The organism is Parabacteroides sp. PFB2-10 (assembly GCF_029893085.1).
In the GTDB taxonomy this organism is placed as follows: domain Bacteria; phylum Bacteroidota; class Bacteroidia; order Bacteroidales; family Tannerellaceae; genus QVMG01.
Genome location: NZ_JARXWI010000005.1, coordinates 190,989 through 212,642 on the forward strand (window position 1 = coordinate 190,989; position 21,654 = coordinate 212,642).

Annotated in this window: 12 protein-coding genes; 1 reads left to right on the forward strand and 11 read right to left on the reverse strand. The window is 45.4% G+C overall.

The annotated features are described in order from the left end of the window. Positions 1-50 precede the first annotated feature (50 nt). The 4 genes from M2137_RS06400 to M2137_RS06415 all read right to left on the reverse strand — a co-directional run bounded on the left by M2137_RS06400 (position 51) and on the right by M2137_RS06415 (position 4,209). Complete coding sequence (locus M2137_RS06400) at positions 51-1,133, reverse strand: aminoglycoside phosphotransferase family protein (RefSeq protein WP_280765629.1); 1,083 nt, start codon at positions 1,131-1,133, stop codon at positions 51-53. A gap of 124 nt (positions 1,134-1,257) precedes the next feature. Continuing rightward, complete coding sequence (locus M2137_RS06405) at positions 1,258-2,169, reverse strand: DUF3137 domain-containing protein (RefSeq protein ID WP_280765630.1); 912 nt, start codon at positions 2,167-2,169, stop codon at positions 1,258-1,260. Positions 2,170-2,277: 108 nt separating this feature from the next. After that, positions 2,278-3,156, reverse strand: coding sequence for a hypothetical protein (locus M2137_RS06410; RefSeq protein ID WP_280765631.1), 879 nt, complete (start codon positions 3,154-3,156; stop codon positions 2,278-2,280). A gap of 798 nt (positions 3,157-3,954) precedes the next feature. Continuing rightward, positions 3,955-4,209 carry a type B 50S ribosomal protein L31 gene (locus M2137_RS06415; protein ID WP_280765632.1) on the reverse strand — a complete coding sequence of 85 codons (255 nt, stop codon included), beginning with the start codon at positions 4,207-4,209 and terminating at the stop codon, positions 3,955-3,957. A 235-nt stretch (positions 4,210-4,444) separates the two neighbouring features. On the opposite strand from M2137_RS06415, the gene M2137_RS06420 reads away from it, so the two are divergent. Further along, positions 4,445-5,452: a class II fructose-bisphosphate aldolase gene (locus M2137_RS06420; protein ID WP_280765633.1), complete on the forward strand. Its 1,008-nt coding sequence runs from the start codon at positions 4,445-4,447 to the stop codon at positions 5,450-5,452. 78 nt (positions 5,453-5,530) lie between these two features. Here the strand turns inward: M2137_RS06420 and M2137_RS06425 are convergent, their stop codons facing one another. From M2137_RS06425 to M2137_RS06455, 7 genes are all read right to left on the reverse strand, one after another. Then, complete coding sequence (locus M2137_RS06425) at positions 5,531-7,588, reverse strand: acetate--CoA ligase (RefSeq protein ID WP_280765634.1); 2,058 nt, start codon at positions 7,586-7,588, stop codon at positions 5,531-5,533. Positions 7,589-8,066: 478 nt separating this feature from the next. After that, the gene (secA, locus tag M2137_RS06430) at positions 8,067-11,435 is read right to left on the reverse strand and encodes a preprotein translocase subunit SecA (protein WP_280765635.1); all 3,369 of its coding nucleotides are present in this window, start codon (positions 11,433-11,435) and stop codon (positions 8,067-8,069) included. Between the two features lie 192 nt (positions 11,436-11,627). Further along, positions 11,628-13,214: an alkaline phosphatase family protein gene (locus tag M2137_RS06435; RefSeq protein ID WP_280765636.1), complete on the reverse strand. Its 1,587-nt coding sequence runs from the start codon at positions 13,212-13,214 to the stop codon at positions 11,628-11,630. Position 13,215: 1 nt separating this feature from the next. After that, entirely contained in the window at positions 13,216-14,445 is a 1,230-nt protein-coding gene (locus M2137_RS06440; protein WP_280765637.1) for a DUF4105 domain-containing protein, read from the reverse strand. A 335-nt stretch (positions 14,446-14,780) separates the two neighbouring features. Next, positions 14,781-16,313, reverse strand: coding sequence for a family 43 glycosylhydrolase (locus tag M2137_RS06445; RefSeq protein WP_280765638.1), 1,533 nt, complete (start codon positions 16,311-16,313; stop codon positions 14,781-14,783). A gap of 113 nt (positions 16,314-16,426) precedes the next feature. After that, entirely contained in the window at positions 16,427-18,067 is a 1,641-nt protein-coding gene (locus M2137_RS06450) for a RagB/SusD family nutrient uptake outer membrane protein (RefSeq protein WP_280765639.1), read from the reverse strand. A gap of 18 nt (positions 18,068-18,085) precedes the next feature. Then, the gene (locus M2137_RS06455) at positions 18,086-21,403 is read right to left on the reverse strand and encodes a TonB-dependent receptor (protein WP_280765640.1); all 3,318 of its coding nucleotides are present in this window, start codon (positions 21,401-21,403) and stop codon (positions 18,086-18,088) included. Between the last annotated feature and the right edge of the window lie 251 nt (positions 21,404-21,654).

Genomic DNA, 21,654 nt, shown 5'->3' on the forward strand with positions numbered 1-21,654 from the left:
AATTATGAGATTGCAGATCAAATCATAATTCATCATTCATAATTCATAATTTATTTAAGAAAATTATCCATCTCCTCCGCATGCTCTTCCAGGCTTTGGAGCAATTTGAATTGCGCTTTGGTGCGTACGAGGTTATGCTCCGGGTAATGGATTTTGTAATAGGTATCGCCGTTGATGTAGTCGGTCAGGAAACGAACCGTCTGCATATAGGTGAGCAAACGTCCGCCATAAGCCAACAAGGATATTTCCAACGGAGTCAGGAATGATCTTGCTTTCTCCAGATATCCCTTCGCGTATGCCTCGAAAACAGGCAGGTTCACCCCTACCCGATCCAGATCCTTGTCGTCTTCCGCTCCGGTATTCGCACCCGTACGGATGAAATCCCCAATATCAGAAAGCACGAATCCCGGCATCACGGTATCCAGATCGATCACGCAAAGCACTTTCCCATCCTCGTCGAACAGGATATTATTCACCTTCGTATCGCAATGGTTCACCCGTTTCTTCAGTTTACCCTCGCGATAAAGCTCTTCCTGGATGCACATAGCCTTGGCACGTTTCTCGATCTCTTCGATCAACTCCTGCACCTCTGCCACTCGGCCGGCGGCATCCGCTGCAACGGCATCGCGGAATTGCTGCAGGCGAAACTCCATATTGTGGAAATTGGGAATGGTTTCCCCTAAGGTGCCTTCAGGGATATCAGCCAGCATCGACTGGAAATCGCCGAAAGCCAAACCCGCCTCGTACGACTTCTCCGGCGTTACCTCTTCATAGCTCTTGCTATTGGCAATCAGCAGACAAACACGCCAGTAGCTATCACCATCGAAATAATACAGTTTATTGTCTTTGGTCGGCAGGAAGGTCAACACCTTACGATCGATATCCGTCTCCCCTCTCTCCTCCAGCTTCCGGCGGATATGGGTCGTCACGACATGGATATTCTGCTGCAGCATATCCACATTCGTAAAAATCTGATGATTGATCCGCTGCAGGATATACTTCGTTTGCCCGTCGTCGGTAGTCACTTTCAAGGTGTCATTGATATGTCCGTTTCCAAACGGTTCGGCATTCACTGCCTTCCCCTCCAGCGGAAACTGGTCGAGGATCTGTAAGAGTTCTTCTTTCGTTTTCATGTATTTTAGTCTTTAGTACTTGGTCGAATAACAATGACAAAGATAGTTTTTTTAACCGACAGATAACAGATAGCCACCCGCCGTTAAGTTTTTTTGGGAACGATCGTCACAAAGGAGTTAATTTCTAATGAGCAACCTTCGTTTCAGGCCACAGATAAGGGTTATTATTCAAGTCATTTGCAATACTATCAAACGTAGTAAGCGCAGCATAGTCAACCCGCAAAGCTTCTTCAATATCTCGCATTTTTTTATTGAATTCAAAGAAAGGCTTGTCCTTTTCTATCGTTATCATAAACAGTTGTTCATAAATCTGAATCTTTAAGTTTCCTGTTATCTCCTGCGGAATAGCTAATAGAGTCTTTCTTAGTTCCGGTGTCAGGATATTCCGCACGGCAGCTTCGTCGGTAGCTTTAATCGCAAAACGCCGTTCAAACGCTGCATCATCCACGCTTATCCCTCCGTTACTCTTCCCGCCTGACGATGGACTGATAGTTATCCGTGTATCAAAATGCCTTTTCATAAAAGCAAAACACAGAACACCCCGAAACAACAAATCCCTCCTATAATCACCTCCATCTGCATCGTGCGCTTCAAATTCCCCCCAAGTATCTATATTACAAAGACCAAAAGAAGCATTCCCCACCTTTCCTTCGATATAGTCCTTACAAGTATAGTGATTAGATTCCTTCAACAACGTATGCTTTCTTACATATTCACCTGATATTCCCATCTTGGGTTCATACACCCCACCCTCAAATAATATCTCCACCATCGAAGGAATGATTCCCTGTTTGTAAATCTTCTTCAATTTGGAAGAGGAACTTTTAACAATTACCCAAAGAACTATTATCAGGAGAAGAGCTATAACAAAAAACTTATTAAAAATATCCCCGAACACCACTTCAAGAATCAATAACAACACAATAATCATCCTGATAAGCGAGCTTATCTTTCTTATTGCAATTAGACTGTTGAACTCTTTTAATGGTTGCTCTAATGCGAGCATCAGCTCGTCAAAGGTTGGATTTGTTTTCATACAATTGAGTTTGTTAAGAGTTAATATATACAGCAAACAAATATAATAAAAGGATACTATTACATCGGACAAACGGAAAATTTCTCCTACTCCAACGGTTAACTTATGTTAATCCGTCGATTTCCCCCAAAGAGCAGGATTGCTGTCTAACTCGCCTGCAATGGTGGTAAATGCCGTAATCAACATACAATCTTCCTCCAAAGCCGACACTATTCCCTCTACAGAGCCATATCGCTGAAAATAACGCCTTGGCACGGTGATCATAAACTGATGTTCATATATTTCAATACGTAACTGATTCACTATACTCTCCGGAAGAGAGATCAATACGTTTCTTATCGGTTTCGTAATCACCTCCCAGGCTTCGGAAAACTCACCAAAAACCGGCCTGTCGGATGGCCCCTTAGTGACTTCCGGCTGTTGATCCTCATTCTTTTTCACCAACGCTGGAAACCATACTGTTATCCGCGTATCGTAACGCTTTGCAAGATTTGCGACAAACAAAACACCTTGAAAAGATATTCTACTTTCTTCCCCGCTACTTTCCTTTATTATTATATTCGCGATAGAATAGGAGACTTTTCCTATCCTTCCCTCTATTAAATCCGAGCTCTTGTAGTTGTCGTATTTACTCAGGAATGTATTCTTCATGGCCATATTTTCGGGCATTCCTCTTTTTCCTTTGTATGTCCCCGCCTCGATCAATCTGTTCAGTATTGGCGAAACAATCGTGTCCCCCCAAAATTTATCCTCTTTCCGGGAGGAGCTTCCCCCTAACATGCGCATAAGGACGAGTAGGATCCCCACAATAAAAAGGGAATGCTCTTTGTATTCACTCACATACACTATAATAATAATAATCAGCAAACCTATAATAATTCTCCTTATCAATCTCTGCCGTTTCTTTCTTTTCTGCAATTTTTGAAATTCTTTCAAAGGTTGCTCTAATGCGAGCATCAGCTCGTCAAAGGTTGGGTTTGTTTTCATACAATTGAGTTTGTTAAGAGTTAATATATACAGCAAACAAATATAATAAAAGGATACTATTACATCGGACAAACGGAAAATTTCCCCCGTCCCAATGGTTAATTTATGTTAATTCATCGGTTTTCACCCAAAAGCCCAACTATCATTTTGACATTTTCGCGGGAGTTCGCGCGCAAAATGGCAGGAGTATTTTGACAAACTCCCGGGAGAAACATTTTTTAACGTATCATATTGTAAAGCAAAATGCCCTTTTTGCTTACACTTTGTATTTTAACATTTAATAGAAAAAGATGCCTTCCTGGTTACTGTTTAGCGATTCGTGTTGATCTTTGAATTGTGTAAGATTGGAAGATTTTAAAGTCCGCAAGGACTTAGATGTGGATAACCCCGTGCAAGCCGTTAAGGCGCAGCTCGGGGTGGGTAGTCACAGAGGTACGAGCTCCGTAGGGGCTCAACAGTTGACCTCCTACGGAGCTCATTATATAGATATTACGTCTACCCCGAGCTGCGCCTGACGGCTTGCACGGGGTTATCCAGGTTGAAGCCCTTTCGGACTTGCTGGAAACTTTCAAAATAGTGTAATATTGGATTTTTAGTAACAAAGTAGTATCCAATCCTTTCCGATTGGAAGAAAAGCCCTGTGTAATCTGTGTAATCTGTGCCAAAATTACCTTCCCGTCTCCTCCCTGTTTTTCACCTATATACACAAAAAAAGGTTTTGGCTACATTGCCAAAACCTTTCCTTATTTATTGTATTACCAACAAAGGGTGTCGGTAAATCGAATCCGTTGCTTTATCTTATTTCTTGTTGCGGTTGCCATAACGGCTCATGAACTTATCAACACGTCCGGCGGTGTCAACCAATTTAGCCTTACCGGTATAGAACGGGTGAGAAGTATTGGAGATTTCAATCTTAATCAATGGATAAGTAACGCCATCGATTTCGATGGATTCCTTTGCATTGATCGTAGAACGAGTGATGAATACATCTTCGTTTGACATGTCCTTAAATGCAACCGGACGATAGTTTTCAGGATGAATACCTTTTTTCATTGCTTTATATTTGTTTTAATTTATACTCCTTTTTAAGCAGTCTGGTAACCGGTAAATTGGGATGCAAAGGTATCGATTCCATTTGAACAAACAAAGAAAAGCCATTTATTTTTTCTTTACTCGCTGATTTTGTGTTATTTTAATGGTTTATTTTATGTTATATGACATGTTTTTAGCGTGATTCTTCTTATCTTTGTTCCAGTTTTTAAATCACCAACATTATAATCATACTACAATGGTAAGTTACAAAGAATTAGGTCTTGTGAACACCAAAGAAATGTTCAAGAAGGCCATGGAAGGCAAATACGCTATTCCTGCATTCAATTTCAACAACCTGGAGCAAATGCAAGCGATTGTTCAGGCTGCAGTGGAAACCAAATCTCCTGTGATCCTTCAGGTATCAAGCGGCGCGCGTAAGTATGCCAACCAGACTCTTCTCCGTTACCTGGCTGAAGGTGCTGTTGCCTACGCGAAAGAGCTGGGATGCGACAAACCGCAAATCTGTCTGCACCTCGACCATGGCGATTCTTTCGAACTCTGCAAAAGCTGTATCGACACTGGTTTCTCTTCTGTGATGATCGACGGTTCTCATCTTTCTTATGATGAAAACGTTGCCCTGACCAAGAAGGTAGTTGAATATGCTCACCAGTTCGATGTAACGGTAGAAGGCGAATTAGGCGTACTGGCCGGCGTGGAAGACGAAGTAAGCTCTGACCACCACACCTACACCGAACCGGACGATGTGGTTGACTTCGTAACCAAAACCGGTTGCGACTCCCTGGCTATCTCTATCGGCACGTCTCACGGAGCTAACAAGTTCACACCGGAACAGTGTACCCGCGACGAGAACGGCAACCTGGTTCCTCCTCCATTGCGTTTCGACATCCTGGAAGAAATCGAGAAAAGAATCCCCGGATTCCCTATCGTATTGCACGGAGCTTCTTCTGTTCCACAGGAAGAGGTGGCAACCATCAACAAATACGGTGGCGCACTGAAAGACGCAATCGGTATTCCGGAAGAGCAATTGCGCAAAGCAGCCGCTTCTGCTGTATGTAAGATCAATATCGACTCTGACAGCCGCCTGGCGATGACCGCTGCTGTTCGTGAAGTATTAGCCACTAAACCGGGCGAGTTCGATCCACGTAAATACATGGGTGCAGCTCGCGACAACGCGAAGAAACTCTACAAGCACAAAATCGAAAACGTGCTTGGCTCAGGCAGCAAATGTTCTTGTCTGGATTAATCCGAGTCAGGAGATAAACGTTATTAATATAAAAGCCCGTGAGATCACTCACGGGCTTTTTTTATGTTTTGGCGTTGTTTATTTCTCGATACGGATACGAGCATCCACCGCAAACAACCCGCGTTCGGTCGAAAGCAACGGATTGATATCCATCTCCTTAATTTCTGTCGCAAAACGAAGCATCGTAGAAAGGCGCACAATGATGTCGGCATATTGCTGCTCATCAACCCCTTTCTGCCCACGTGTTCCTTTGATAATATCATATCCACGCAAAGAGCGTATCATCGAGAAGGTCTCTTCATAGGAAAGCGGAGCCAAACCATAAGAGACATCTTTCAACACCTCTACGAAAATACCACCCAGACCGCAAAGCACCACATGTCCGAAGCGTTCTTCATATTTCGCTCCCAGGAATAATTCCTGCCCTTTCAACATCGGCTGGATCAGTATACCCGTCACCTCCGGCAGTTTCATCATCCGCTCGATCTCGAACAACAGATGCTCTTCGCCACGAATATTCAAAGCTACCCCGCCGATATCGCTCTTATGCACAGGACCTACCACCTTGGCAACCACCGGATAACCCACCGTTTTCGCAAAAGCGGTCAGCTCTTCCCGATCCGACGAAGTAAACTCTTCCGCTAAAGGAATATTGGCAGCCTTCAGCAATATGCGTACATTCTCCGGACTCAAATAGCCATTCGGCAGCGTGTCGATAATGCGACGTATCTCCGGTATATCCACGCCATACAGCTGAATATCCGCGCCTGCCGGCTTGGGCGTATTGATAATCCGGGAAAGCGCCGCCCCCAGGGTCACCTCATCCGAGAAGTTCACATGTCCCTTCTTCACAAACGCTTTCGTTTCGGGGCCTGCCGTAACGATAGAAGGAAGAACCGGCAAGATCGGTTTTTTGCATTCTTCCATCTTCTTATGCAATACCTCGTATGCGTCATACACCTTTACCAATCCCGGGTTACCGAAAATAACCATCATCTGATCGATCTGATCGAGCCTATTTTCGCAAAAATCGATGGCTGCTGCCAGGTGTTCCGGTGTTCCCGTCCCGACAATATCGATCGGGTTACCCACAGCTGCTCCGGGGAAAAGTTGTGATTTGAGTTCAGCTGCCAATTTGCCTTCGATAGGTGGCACGTTCAGATCGCCTTTCGACAAGGCGTCGGCCAGCATCACCGCCGGTCCGCCGGCATGCGTAATGATCGCACAATTCTTGCCCTTCACCTCTTTCAGGGTAAAGATACTGGCGACCGTGGTCAACTCCTCACGGCTGTAACAGCGCACAATACCCGCCTTACGGAACAAGGCCTCCACCGCTGAGTCCGAACTGGCAATCGCGCCGGTATGCGACGAAGCGGCACGCTGTCCGCTATCGGTGCTACCCGACTTGATAGCCGCGATCTTACATCCTTTGCGTATCAATGAAGAGGCATGGAACAATAATTTATCAGGATCCTTTACCTGCTCGATGTAAAGCATCTTTATTTTGGAAGAGAGAACCGGATCAAAGGTCTTGTCCATATGAGCCAATACCTCTTCCACCCCAATCTGTTTGGAGTTACCTACCGTCCATACGGAAGCGAAACGCAAACCTTTGGGCAACGCCGACTCCATAATGAAGAGAGCCGTTCCACCCGAACTGGAGATAAAGTCAACCCCTTCAGGATGGAACTCCGGAACAGGCCGGGTGAACACCCCATGATAGTTCACATTCATCACACCAATACAGTTGGGACCAATCAGAGAGGCTCCTCCCCTATTGGCAGCTTCCAACATCTGGTTTTCAAGCACAGCCCCCTCTTTGGTCTCTTCACCGAATCCGGCAGAGATCACAATGATGGATTTCACATTTTTCTGGTTTACCAATACATCGACCGTTTCCGGACAGGCTGATGCCGGAATAGCCACGATAGCCAGGTCGGCTTCCGGCACGTCGTTGACCGACGGATAGGCTTTGATGCCCTGCACATCCGCCTCTTTCGCGTTTACCGCGTAGATCGTTCCTTTATACTTTCCGTCCAATAAGTTACGCATCAGACGGCCACCCGGTTTATGCACATTGTTGGATGCCCCAACTACAATAATACTTTGCGGGTTAATTAATCCTTGGTTAATCATATCATTTTGCTCGTTTAGATAGTTCGTTATGCGGCAAATATACTGTTTTCTTTGTCAAAAAACCGATTTTTCGACCATTTTATACTCATTATGTCAGATGTTAAAGAACACAGGTGATAATCACTAACCAGGAAACGCCCCTCAATTTTCATTTTGTAAGCAAAAGGCCATTTTACTTTACAAAACGATACATCAAAAACCAACAATCGTTTAGCCGGAGGCGTAAAGCTATTTGAAATTGCTCCCCTTTGGGTTGTGAATGTTGTTTCGCTTAACGAGCGAAACGAAACGCAAAAGGCTTTCTATATTGAAAAAAAAATTGATTCGCCCATTTCAATTCCTACAGTTTAAAATGTCCCGCAGGCGTTCCGAATGATTATTCATTACTTCCCATAGTGAGTGGTATGAGAAGACAAAAAAAGAGTGCCCTCCTGTCGAGGACACTCTTTTATTATTCGGATTTCGGATCGTTTCCTATTTATAAACCTTTCCCGTGGCAGGATTTATACTTCTTGCCGCTTCCACATGGGCAGGGGTCGTTGCGACCTACCTTCTTTTCGGTGCGGATCGGTTCCAGTTTTTGCTGCTGTTGCTGCGCCATCGCTCCGGCATTCGGGTTGGGAACAGCCTGGCTGCTGCCACTGCCGATCTCGGCCTTCTCGGTGCGGTAACGGCTCATGTCCTGACGACGTTCCGGGGCGGCCTGTTGCACGGCAATGCGGCGCGATGCGGCTGCGGCTGCCTGCTGTTGGGCTGATGGCTGCTCTTCGCGAACAGGAATTTGTCCACGCATCAGGATGGCAGCAGTCTTCTTGTTCATCACATCGACCATCACCTTGAACAGGTTGAACGATTCCAGTTTGTAGATCAACAGAGGATCCTTATTTTCATAACTGGCGTTCTGTACCGAATGACGCAGTTCGTCCATCTCACGCAGATGCTCTTTCCAGGACTCATCAATCGTATGCAGCGTGATAGCCTTCTGGAACGCTTTGGCAATCGCCTTGCTTTGTGTTTCGTAAGCCTCTTTCAGGTTGGCTTGTACGTTGTACATCCGCTTTCCGTCGGTAATAGGAATCAGGATGTTTTCATACATCGCACCTTGGTTTTCATATACCTGTTGGATTACCGGGTTAGCCACCTGCACCATGCGATCCATACGGCGTTTGAAGGTTGCCAATACCTCGTCGAAGAGGCGATCGATCAGATCGTTTGCCCGGGTCGACTTGAATGTCTCCGGATCGAAAGGCGACTCCATCGCGAAGGTGCGGAAGAGTTCCAGTTTGAATCCTTCAAAGTCTACGAAGTCTCCGGTATGTTGTTCGATCAGGCTGGTAGAGGTATCGAACAGGGTGTTCAATACGTCCAGGCCGATACGTTCACCCATCAGGGCATGACGGCGACGGGTATAGATCACGTTACGTTGCGAGTTCATCACGTCGTCGTATTCCAACAGACGCTTACGGATACCGAAGTTGTTCTCTTCCACCTTCTTTTGTGCCCGCTCTACGGATTTACTCAGCATATTATGTTCCAATACTTCTCCTTCCTTGAAGCCCATGCGATCCATCAATCCGGCAATCTTTTCGGAAGCAAACAGACGCATCAAATCGTCTTCCAGCGACACGAAGAATACCGAAGAACCCGGGTCACCCTGACGTCCGGCACGTCCGCGCAACTGACGGTCGACGCGGCGGCTTTCGTGACGTTCGGTACCGATAATGGCCAAACCACCGGCAGCTTTCACCTCCGGCGAGAGCTTGATGTCGGTACCACGACCCGCCATATTGGTTGCGATCGTAACCATTCCTTTTTGTCCGGCCTGAGCAACGATCTCTGCCTCGCGTTGGTGCAGTTTCGCATTCAATACATTATGGGCGATCTTGCGCATGCCAAGCATACGGCTTAACAATTCAGATATCTCAACCGAGGTAGTACCCACCAGTACCGGGCGTCCGGCATCGACCAAGCGGTTGATCTCTTCGATCACGGCAGTGTATTTTTCCCGTTTAGTCTTGTAGATACGGTCGTTCATATCGTTACGGGCAATCGGGCGGTTGGTAGGGATCACCACCACATCGAGTTTGTAGATGTCCCATAACTCACCCGCTTCCGTTTCTGCCGTACCGGTCATACCCGACAGCTTGTGGTACATACGGAAGTAGTTCTGCAAGGTGATGGTCGCAAAGGTCTGCGTAGCGGCTTCTACCTTTACGCGTTCTTTGGCTTCGATCGCCTGGTGAAGACCGTCGGAATAACGGCGTCCGTCCATGATACGGCCGGTTTGCTCGTCGACGATCATGACTTTATTGTCCATCACCACATATTCATCGTCTTTCTCAAACAAGGTGTAGGCTTTCAATAGCTGGTTGATCGTATGAACACGCTCGCTCTTTACGGAGTAGTTAGCCAGTATTTCGTCTTTCTTGGCCTGTATTTCCTCTTCCGTTCCCTGCATATTGTCTAATTGGGAGAGTTCAGAAGCGATATCCGGCAATACGAAGAACTGCGGGTCGTCCGATTTACCTGTCAACAGGTCGATACCCTTATCGGTCAGTTCGATGCTGTTGTTCTTCTCGTCGATCACAAAATAAAGATCGTCGGTTACCAGGTGCATATTGCGCATATTCTCCGCCATATAGAGAGCTTCGGTCTTCAACATCTGTGTTTTAATGCCCGGTTCGCTGAGGAACTTAATCAACGCCTTGTTGCGTGGAAAACCTTTGAAGGAGCGATAGAGTAAGAGGGAACCCTCTTCCTGTACCTTCGGGTCGTCGCTCGCCATTTTCTGTTTGGCTTCGGTCAGTAATTTGGTTGTCAGGTTCTTCTGGGCGTTCACCACCACCTCCACATTGGGGCAGAATTGTTCGAACAACTGCTCCTCACCGCGTGGGATCGGACCGGAGATGATCAACGGAGTACGCGCATCGTCAATCAATACCGAGTCGACCTCATCGACAATCGCGTAATTGTGTTTGCGTTGCACCAGGTCGTTCGGGCTGATAGCCATATTGTCGCGCAGGTAGTCGAAACCGAACTCATTGTTGGTTCCGAAAGTAATATCGGCATTGTAAGCCGCGCGGCGGGCATCGGAGTTGGGTTGATGCTTGTCGATACAATCCACCGACAGCCCATGGAACATATAAAGCGGTCCCATCCATTCCGAGTCACGTTTCGATAGATAGTCGTTCACCGTTACCACATGCACCCCGTTGCGTGTCAGTGCGTTCAGGAATACCGGCAGGGTTGCCACCAGGGTTTTTCCTTCCCCGGTCGCCATTTCCGCGATCTTTCCTTTATGGAGTACCACGCCACCAAACAACTGCACATCATAATGTACCATGTCCCAGGTGATTTCATTACCACCGGCTACCCAGTGGTTGAGGAAGATCGCCTTGTCACCTTCGATGCGCACAAAGTCATGTTTGGCAGCCAGGTCGCGGTCGAAGTCGGTAGCCGTAACCACCGTCTCTTCGTTTTCCTTCAGGCGGCGTGCCGTATCTTTCACGATCGCGAAAACTTCAGGAAGCACCTCTTCCAGAATCACCTCCATCTTCTCGGTGATCTCTTTTTCAATTTTATCTACTTCAGCCCAGATCGTTTCGCGTTCTTCCAGTTCTTTGTCGTCGATGCCTTCACGAAGCTTGGCAACCTGTGCCCGTTCGTCGGCTACGTAGTCCTGGATCTTTTGTTTGATAGTTTCGGTGCGCGCACGCAGTTCATCGTTGCTGAGCGCCTCGATCGACGGATAAATAGCCCGGATCTTGTCCACATACGGAGTGATTTCTTTCAGGTCCCGTTGCGACTTATTGCCGAGTAATTTCGTCATGAATTCATTAAATCCCATAATCGTTTATTTAGTTGATAATGGATAGTTGATGATGGATACTTGGCGATCAGCCAATGTGCAACTAAACAATTATCGTTCGTTAATATTCTTTTTGTAATGTATGGCAATAACTATGCCAAAAGGTGTGAGTGGTTTTACGTTTCGCCAAATGATATCAATTATCCATTATCAATTGTCCATTAGATAACGTCAGTTGTTCATCAGTTCGAAAAGCGGAACGCTTTGGGACGCGTTCGGTGGCCGGATACGAAGTACATGGGTGACGGAAGGAGCTACCTCCGTTGCCTTTACTTCGCGGTAGATATGTTGTGGTTTCACCCCGTTTCCTAAGAAAACAAGCGGGGTTATCACGGCGTTGTGGCGTACGACTTTTGCTTTTTCACCCGGATTCTCCAGATTTACTTTCCAGCCCGGTTGCAATTCAATGATCAGATCGCCCCGGCCCAGGTGGTGTGTGCCATGGCGGAATTTGGCGGTTCCTTCGTTCCATTCACCAATAAGCAATGAACGATCGGTGGTAACCAATTGTACCCCGCTGAACTCTTGCACAAACTCGGCTGATTTCTGCTGCACCTCTGCCAAATCGAGCTTAGCCGTTTCAATGGCTTTCCGGTTCAGGAATATCTGTTGGTTGTAGTAGCCGGTTACCCAGTTCTGCTCCTGTCCGTAGACGGCCATCAGATACATATTCAACAGGGCGATACAGCGTTTCGGATGAAAGTCGCCTCCCCCCAACAATAACCCTTCCGGATACTCCTCTTCGCTGCGGAAATAGCCGGTTCCGGTGAATACAATCAAGGTGTTTTGCAGTCCGACCTTCTTGTCGATCGCATCCAATAATTGTTCCAGGTCTTTGTCTAATTGGTAATACAGATCCTGTATCTCCCGATTGTATTCCTTGTTCATCAATGGACGATAGTTGCCGGCATAATAGGTCAGCGCCAGCATATCGGGGGTAGACCGCGTTCCGAACGCCGCATATTCCAGAAACTGCAATGCCAGGCGGTTGATCTCTTTATTGATAAACGGTGTTGTCTTCAGATTCAGATAGACATTGGCTGTCTTCTCATTGAAGGTATATTTGAAAGGAATATCATCTAACAGATAAGGGAACCCGTTGTATTGGTCGAGCGAAAGCGATGGAGTCCATGTCATTTGGTTCAGACGTGCCGACAGGGCTTCTGTGCCATTGTTGTAGCGATCCACATACCAGGGTACCCCTTTATAATAGGTGGTCGTTGCCCATTTTCCATTGTAATTATCCATCCAGAAAGCCCCATTGGCAGCATGTCCGGCCGAGATAATCGCGCTTTCTGCGTCGGGAGCGATCGCGAATACATCGCTTCTGCCTTTGGAAGCGATCTTCAGTTCGTCGCCGATGGTGGAGCTGATCAATGCTTTGGGTGAATAGTTATCGCGTGTATAGTTGCCTAAGAATTCCGAATCATACAGGATAGAGATCTCTCTCTCCTTTTCGAAATCATATATTCGGTTGCTGTGAATGCCATGAAAAACCGGATTCGAACCGGTAAACAGCGTAGCGAAGGCGCTGGCCTGGTCGATATCGGAAAACTCAAAACGGATGTTCTGGTACACTAATCCCTGATTGAGTAATCGTTTGAATCCCCGTTCGCCGAATGTATTGTAGAAATAATCGATATACTCTCCCCGCAACTGGTCTACCGTGATGCATACCACCAGTTTAGGTGCCTGCAGTTGGGCATCCATATTGGTGACAGCCAGTAAAAGTATTAACGAGGATAATATCTTTCTCATCTTATTTTTTTGCTCTTTTTCTGTTGAATATCCCCTGTCCTGAGCGCATCCATAGGATAAGGATAAGCGGGATAAAAGCTGCGTTCATTTGTTGCGGGATGAAAAACCACCCAATAAGCAACAAAGAAAGCACCGCAAAGTTAATAAAATGATACCAATATGCCGCTTTATTAGTCTTTTTTACGGAAAACAAGATAACCCCCACAAAATGTAATGGATGCAACCACACCACCGACCAGTTAGGCCAGATGCAGGGATGAACCGACACGAAGCAGAGGAAAAACAAAACACATCCGCCTATTCCCGCCAAAGAGAAGAGCAATATATCCAATCCGTTATAGGCTCTTTTTTGCTTCCAGCCCCGGTAGGTAATGAAGAAAACCAGGAAGAACAATAGCCATCCGCATAACATAGGCGTCAATAGATCATCCAGAAGATCAAACTCGTCATCCTCTTCAAAGGCTTTGGTCACCCGCGTTTCCGATACCATTTCGCGTTCTTCGCCGTCTGCCGCAAGAATAGAGGCATGTTCATACGCCTGCATTACGAAAGAGGGCAGAAACATCATCTCATGCGGAGTGGCCACGCGGTCGGCCGGACTACCCAATGCCAGGTCGATGCCAAAGGTAAGCCAGGCGCGATGGCGGGTACAATCATGTACCATTTGCCGGAAACTCTGAGGGGCAGGCGGATTGTGATAGATCACCTCTCCCTGAGTGTATCGTTCTACCATTGCCGGTAGGCGGGTCGCGCAATTATCAAAAAAGAAATTGTAGCGATAGGTTCTGTTTTCCGGTTGTGCATTGACGAGCAACGCCTCGTATAAGTCTTGTTTCTCATACTGCGTCAGGTTTAGTACCTGTTCCGTCACATCACTTCCCCGCATCTGGTAGTTAACGATATATTGCTTGTAGTCGTTTATTCCAAGGATGTAATCCGTATGTCCCAGCGCAAACCGCCACACAAAATTAGAACTGGAGAAATCGAATATCCCGTAGTTGAATACACCGTCAAATCCGCTAACCGGATCATGTACCCGAATAGCCGCATGCCCGAAAACCGTAAAAGCCGCCTCGTCGTAAGGTGCAGATATCAGGAAACTGATCTCCGCCTGATCGCTTAAAACCGCCTGAGCCGACAGGCGGGTCGGCGTCCCCAGCAGTATCACAATACAGAGGCCTACCCACCAGGACAGCCTTCTCTTATTTCCTTGTCTCTCTTTCTTTTTCATCCTGTTTGCTTCTGGAAAGGCAAAGATAGTGAAATAACTCCTTGCGGACTCTTACTAAATAATCAGCGAAGCTTTACGTCGGCGTGAATAAATGTTAATTTGGTCATTTTCGGCGAAACCCAAAAATAACGATTTGTAATTTCAGCAGAACTTTACGCGCAAAAAAGCGGGAGTTTGAAGACAAACTCCCGGGAGAAACACTTTTTAACGTATGGGATTGTAAGCAAAACGCTCGTTTTGCTTACAATCCGTATTTTAACATTTTGGTATTTGCCCGTACGAAAACCGACGGCAAACAGGTTAAATCAGGGACGCTTTTACACAAAAGGCAAAAACTATTTCCCTAAAAAATTAGCGGGTATTGGTTGTGCGGCAGGCTGCACCTCCTTGTCTGCGATTCCGAACAAGGCAAAATCAATCACTCCCAAAGGTGATTCTTTTGGCCAATCGGTCATTACCAATCGGGCGAACCGGCATTTTACAGGCGGGATCTCTTCGTAAATGGTGTTTCTTGAAATTTTGTTATTCGACTGATCCAGTACGGTTGTCCATTTTTCACCATCCATTGAAACCTCTATTTTATATTTAAACACAAACGTTTGTGCAGGTGCAGGCGTGTTCGCTGCAGGTCTTACAACACTTCTTCTTCCGCCTGTAAACATCAGCCGAACACCGTCGACATGATACAGTTGCACAACGTCGAAACGAGTAGCCGGAGATAATTCAATCATAAGCGTTGGAGTTGGGTCGTTTGGATCTGGTTCCCACCATGTTCCGCTATAATTGTCCACCGCATAAGCTGCATCTCGACCTGGTTGCTCCGAACTCACTTTCGAAAGTGTATTCATGGCGCGCATCTTATTGGTCGTCACCTGGGTAGAGCCACTATTGCCTTTTGTCGGATCTTTAATTTTACCTGGAGCCCATTGCGGCACATCGGTTATCTTTACCGACATATTGCCCTGATTATCGAAAACAACCCGGTCCATACCAATTCTTCTTCCGCCCGGAGGGTTGGAAAGAACGGTCGTGTAAAACTGCCAGTAATTATTATCGGGGCCTTTAATAATACATCCATGAGCCGTACCGGAAACCATCCCTACCGTATTCAGGGTTAAGGGATTATTCGGCGCATAGGTATACGGGCCTAAGGGTGATTTGGACGTGTAATAGCCATTTGCATAGCTCTTCCATTGTGTTCCTGAAGCAGAATATTGCAGGTAGTAGGTACCATTAATCTTGTTTACCCATGGTCCTTCTATCCAGGCCACATCAGGATATTCATTCATTTCACCATAGCGTTCCCATATATGTTCGTTATTGAACGTAATAAGATGTTTTGTCGTGCCAATGAATTTTGTCAAATCTTTCGGATCAAGTTTACTTGCATAGATACCACTGACTCCACCTCCCGACCAATAGAGATAGGGGGTGTTATCATCATCCACATAGATATGTACATCAAAGGCGGTTCTCCATCCACCTTCTAAGCCCGGCGTGTTTTTCCATGGGCCAAGATCCTTATAAGGTCCTAATGGATGATCAGCACTATAAAGCGGACTATCATTCCCGCACAAGTAGTATTTCCCGTTAAATTTTGAAATATCAGGGGCAGTAGGAATTCTGCCTGTTCCTTCAAATGTAACGAGTTGATATTTCCAATTATACATATCGTCTGAAACCCATGCGCCACCGCCGGTACAAACCATATAGTACTTCCCGTTGTCATTTAATACGGTGACGTCGCCAGACGCATTAGCTCCCGGTCCAATTTCCATAGGCAGCGGATTGCAATAACGAGGGGTAACCCCAATGACCGGATTCTGTGCCTGTAATGCAGAAGAATCATTACATGCCCAAAAGCACATAATAGATAATAAAATCGATGTTGAAATGATTACTTTTTTCATTGCATATGAATTATTTGTTAATAAAATGTTGTTTATGGTCGAGTATACGAATGACTCACGACCAGAGATATTTATCTCCAGAGCGGATGTTGTTCCAGTAGTGAGTTTGCATTTAACTGGTTTTGATGATAGGGTAAAACCTGGTACTTCTCTTGCCAGCCTAATCCTTGCGGTCTGGGTTCTACACGAATATCCCATTCCGTTGTGCCTTCTTTGTATCCATAGAAATAGACATACGTTTTACCCTTGTCTTTTAACTTTTCTGCCGCATCGCCCCAGCGTATAAGGTCGAAATAGCGTTCGCCTTCGCCCCAGAGTTCCGCGCGACGTTCATCTTTTATATCCTGGTAAGTCATACTGGCAAGTACCGGTATCTCGGCTCTACGGCGAACCTCATTCAGTGCTTTAAGACCTGATCCGTCGGCATCGTTGTTTACAAGGAATTGTGCTTCGGCATACATCAACAACACTTCGGAATAACGGATGTAATATTGATTTGCCTTACAGGGTCTATTCACCGACGCGACATCCCAAAAAACATCTTCATAATGCATCAATGATTTTCTATGGAAATAGCCGTCGCATGCCGATATGGGCGGAGAAAAAATGCCGGGAGCGGTGACCGATTTTTCATAATCCAATTCCATCACCTGATCGTAGGTAAGAATGGTGCCTTTGAAACGAGGTTTTTCGATGCCGCCTTCATGCGCTTTAAGGAAATCGCCAAAGTCGCCTGTAGGAGGTTGCCATCCCCAGCCATTAGCGTAGAATTGGTCGGGTATAGAGATTTGTTCACTGCGCCATGTAAACCATATATGCCTATTATCTCCCTGGTTGTTTGGAAAACCGTTGGAAGGGGCAGCGTTATGTTCCCAAATATATTCTTCGCAAAAATCAGTCTGCTGACGAAAAAGGTTGGAGAAATCGTCAATTAATCCGTAGAGATTTGACTGAATAACCGCTTTAAGTGGCTCAACAGACTGAGCGAGGATCTCACTATTGTTATATCTTGTTCCGTACCAAAGCGCCATTTTCCCTTTGACTGCCAAAGCAGCATGTTTTGAAATTCGGGCACCAAACGCCTTCTGTTGTCCTTTCCCTGATATGGCCGGAAGGGCATCAACCGCTTCTTGCATACGTGTAAGGCACCACGCAATTATTTCAGCATGATCGCCGTTGGGAAGATCTAATTCATCACTGCCGAGCACACGATCTACAAAGGGAGGGTTACCCCACCAACGCATCAGGTTGAACATCACTAAAGCTGAGAAGAATTTGGCTTCTGCTTTCGCGCGAACAACCTTTTCATTCGTGCTTTCAGGTACTTTCTCAATAATAAGATTCGCCCAGTAGATGATCTTATATGACTGTACGTAAACCGTATTGAGACTGGTTTGCGAAGCCGGGGATATGTCGAGCATCGCCGCTGAATTCAAGAAATTGGCATTGTCGGAATAACTGGAGCCTCCCCCGTAATGGTCGTCGCTTAAGACATTAAGGAAAAGTTTATATATAAAACCATCCAATTGAGCGAAATACTGATTATGTATTGCTACGATCAGCGCTTCAGCCTCATCAGGGCCGGCGGTTGCGTAGTATTCCTCTAAACCGAGCACATTCAATTGTTCAATTTCAAGTCGATCCTGGCTACACGAAGCCATAAAGAGTAACCCGACAACAAGTATTATTACCTTTTTTATTGATTCTTTCATGATTACTAATTTTTGAGGTTAAAATGATACGTTTAAGCCGAGTGTGGCTTTTTTCGAGATAGGATAATTGCCGTAATCAATAGCAAGTGCCGACGCCGCTGAAGTAGCAGTCATACTGTTGGTTTCGGGATCAATGCCTGGATATTTTGTGAAAACAAACCAGTCTTCCAAGGAGACATAAGCTCTCAGCTTCGACATACCAATCTTTCTTGAAATACTTGACGGGACGGTATACCCCAGCTGAATCTGTTTGATTTTGAAAAATGATCCACTAAAAACCATTAGATCAGAGGTTCTATAGAAAATGTCATTCGCATGAAGGATGGGATATTTTGCATTTTTATTTTCCGGCGACCACATGTTTTCATAAAATGTCGTAAGTGTATTCGCTTGTGGGAAGTCGCCGCGCGTTGCTCCATACAGTATTTTATTTCCCCCAACGCCGCTGCCATAAACAACTAAATCAAAGTTTTTGTAACCGAAAGTAGCTGTTAGGCCATACGTGTATTTCGGAATAGCGTTGCCTGCATATTTACGATCCGACTCTGTGATTGAGCCATCCTTGTCGAAATCGGTATATATGGCACGACCGTTCTCCGGATTAATACCTGCGAATTCGTAGGTTCTCAGGTACCATACCGGATAACCCTCTTCAAAATAAGTAACAGTTCCTGAATATTGAACCCCGGAACCGGCTAATGGCGTTTTAGAAATATCTTCGATGACTTCGTTTTTCAGAAATGCTATATTCCCGTTTACATTGTAAGAGAAATCGCCGTGGCTGTTTTTCCATCCGACTTGCGCTTCCAAACCTTTGTTTTTTACCTTTCCTGCATTTATATACACACTTGAGGCGCCTGTATGTGCGGGAGCAACCGTGCTGATTAAAAGGTTATGCGTGGTTTTGTCGAAATAATCTAATTCAAAAGTCAGGCGATCGCGCAGAAAACGACCATCTAATCCGAAGTCTACCTGGCGGGAAGTTTCCCATGTCACCTTTGGGTTGGGCAACCGCGTTGATGGGTACACGGCAATTACCTGTCCGCTCTGTCCGGTACCATAACCAAAGTCATAGCCGGTTCTGGCATTTGTGGACAACGTTGAATTGTACTGGTAGTTATTCAAAACATCTACGTTCCCGTTAATACCGTAGGAAACACGGAGCCTTAACATCGACATATTAAGCGTAGACTTAATGTTTTGCATAAATGATTCATTGCTGATTGTCCATCCTCCCGATATAGAAGGGAAATAGCCCCAGCGATGATCTTTGTCGAGTTTCGAAGTGTCGTAGGCATCGGCTCTGAAACTGGCCTGGAGATTATATCTATTCCTGTAAGACCATCCGATACGTCCGTAATACGACATATTGGCAGCAAACGATGGCGCCCCATCTACTGACATTTGACTTGAATTAACAGCGCTATTCAGATATCGGAAATTGGGATCATCGCTCGAAAGCGTATTCGCATTGGCGTAGGTGAAATTACTTTCACTGCGCTGGTAGGCCATACCAGCCATTGCAGTGAAATTGTGCGCCTTGATGTTAAACATATAATTGGCAAAATTCTCCCATTGATAAAACAAGTTGTAACTTGTCCTTCCGCTAATGGACATCGGCTGGTTTGCTGTTGAATTTATAAACACGTTGTGGTTATACGTACTATTATGGCGATACCCCGTGCGGTAGCCTAAACGAGAAGTGATAACAAGCCCTTTTATCGGTGTCAGGTTTACGAAAGCGGTTCCCCTTATATTGAACTGTCGATTATCGGAATCTGTCATATTGCGCCTAACCATGGGGTGATAAATCATGGAATTCCCACCGAATATGGAAGAACCATAAATAAGATCGTTCTCGTCGCGGAGTAATGCCTGACCTTGATCCACAAATGCTTGAATACGTGTCGGTAGATTATTCGGATCATATGTCCATGGCGTGATGGGATCATAATAAAAAATGGAGCCGAACAACGTAAAGCCCCCTGCACCGGCTTCACTAACACTTCTTGATTGATTTTTTTCCAGCGATGTGTTAACACCGACGGTGAGCCAATCTTTAATTTTATAATCAGCATTTATCTGACCGGTTAAACGTTTAAAAATATCTTTGTTACCGATAACTATCCCATTATTATTCATGGAAGAAATCGAAACATACAGATTGCCCCGATCGTTACCGCCTTCAAATCCAATGGTGTGGCGTTGCATGATTCCTGTTTCAAACATCTGTTCGCCCCAGTTTGTGTCTGAAATACCGTCGTATTGGAACTGTTCCTCGTTGACAACTCCTCCGGTTCTTAATTGATAATCCATGTATTGTTTAGCATTCAATACGGGAGGCATATTGACAATACTCTGGAATGTGTGCTGCATATTGTAGAAAACTCTTCCTTTTCCGGAGGCTGATTTTCCGGATTTTGTGCTTATCAGGATTACACCGTTTCCGGCTTCTATCCCATATATTGCCGCTGACGCTCCGTCTTTCAAAATTTCTATTGACTCTACATTCTCCGGATCAAGATAATTTAAGTCAGTCACTTTTAATCCGTCAACAATAATAAGAGGGCTTGTTCTTGAATTAGAAGAGTATCCACGAATTTGTATGGAAGATTGTGACCCCGGAGCCCCCGATGTGTTGAGGATTTGAACGCCGGCGGCTTTGCCCTGAAGCGCTTGTGCCACATCGCTAACGGAACGGTTCTCTATCTCATTGGTTTTGACCGATGAGATAGAACCGGTAACGTCGCTCTTGCGTTGAACACCGTATCCAATGACAACCACCTCGTCGAGTGCCTGTGAGTCTTCCCTTAGCGTGATGGCAAAGGTGCTTCTTCCGCTTACGAGCATCTCCTGCGTTATATAGCCAATATAGGAGATCTGCAACGTAGCGTTTTCTGCCACAGTAAGGGCAAAGTTCCCATTAATATCCGTTACGATCCCGTTGGTAGTTCCTTTCTCCACCACATTGGCGCCCACAACAGGATCTCCCAATTCATCGGTGATCGTTCCGGTAATGCTGCGTGTGGATTGTTGAGGAATGGCAGGAGCCACCTCAAGATTTTTAGGAATTAAGAGAATATTCTTGTTCTCAATGGAGAATGTGCAGTTGGTCAACACCCGGTGAAGGATGTTTTCTACCGTTTCTTTCCGGGCATAGACATCTACCACACGATCGAGGTCGATCACTTCATCGTTGTAGAAGAAAGTGTAATCGGTTTTCGATTCAATTTCTTTAAAGAGTTGTTTTAGAGTAGATTGCTTTACGTCCAGGTCTATTCGTGTATTCTGATCATACGGGGAGGCAATAGATTGAAATGCACATAAGATTAGCATTAAACAGGTATATTTCAGAATACGAATGTTTTTTTCTGTTAAGAAAAAACACAATAAGCTTCTTCCAAATGATTTATTCATAACTTTGCATGGGTTTTTCATTAATGATAAGCATTGCTCTGGGGAGAGGAATGTTTGTTAATTTAAAATCTTTGTGATAGGAGGATGTTCGCGCATTCGCCTATCTTTTTTTATACATTCTTTCTACATAGGCTATTTTGTTTTAATTGTTAGTATTTGTTTTTCATATT

Excerpts from the sequence above, each read along its gene's own strand:
- M2137_RS06400 (WP_280765629.1), bottom strand. The coding sequence starts at position 1,133 with ATGAAAACGAAAGAAGAACTCTTACAGATCCTCGACCAGTTTCCGCTG.
- M2137_RS06405 (WP_280765630.1), bottom strand. The coding sequence starts at position 2,169 with ATGAAAACAAATCCAACCTTTGACGAGCTGATGCTCGCATTAGAGCAA.
- M2137_RS06410 (WP_280765631.1), bottom strand. The coding sequence starts at position 3,156 with ATGAAAACAAACCCAACCTTTGACGAGCTGATGCTCGCATTAGAGCAA.
- M2137_RS06415 (WP_280765632.1), bottom strand. The coding sequence starts at position 4,209 with ATGAAAAAAGGTATTCATCCTGAAAACTATCGTCCGGTTGCATTTAAG.
- M2137_RS06420 (WP_280765633.1), top strand. The coding sequence starts at position 4,445 with ATGGTAAGTTACAAAGAATTAGGTCTTGTGAACACCAAAGAAATGTTC.
- M2137_RS06425 (WP_280765634.1), bottom strand. The coding sequence starts at position 7,588 with ATGATTAACCAAGGATTAATTAACCCGCAAAGTATTATTGTAGTTGGG.
- secA (WP_280765635.1), bottom strand. The coding sequence starts at position 11,435 with ATGGGATTTAATGAATTCATGACGAAATTACTCGGCAATAAGTCGCAA.
- M2137_RS06435 (WP_280765636.1), bottom strand. The coding sequence starts at position 13,214 with ATGAGAAAGATATTATCCTCGTTAATACTTTTACTGGCTGTCACCAAT.
- M2137_RS06440 (WP_280765637.1), bottom strand. The coding sequence starts at position 14,445 with ATGAAAAAGAAAGAGAGACAAGGAAATAAGAGAAGGCTGTCCTGGTGG.
- M2137_RS06445 (WP_280765638.1), bottom strand. The coding sequence starts at position 16,313 with ATGTGCTTTTGGGCATGTAATGATTCTTCTGCATTACAGGCACAGAAT.
- M2137_RS06450 (WP_280765639.1), bottom strand. The coding sequence starts at position 18,067 with ATGAAAGAATCAATAAAAAAGGTAATAATACTTGTTGTCGGGTTACTC.
- M2137_RS06455 (WP_280765640.1), bottom strand. The coding sequence starts at position 21,403 with ATGCTAATCTTATGTGCATTTCAATCTATTGCCTCCCCGTATGATCAG.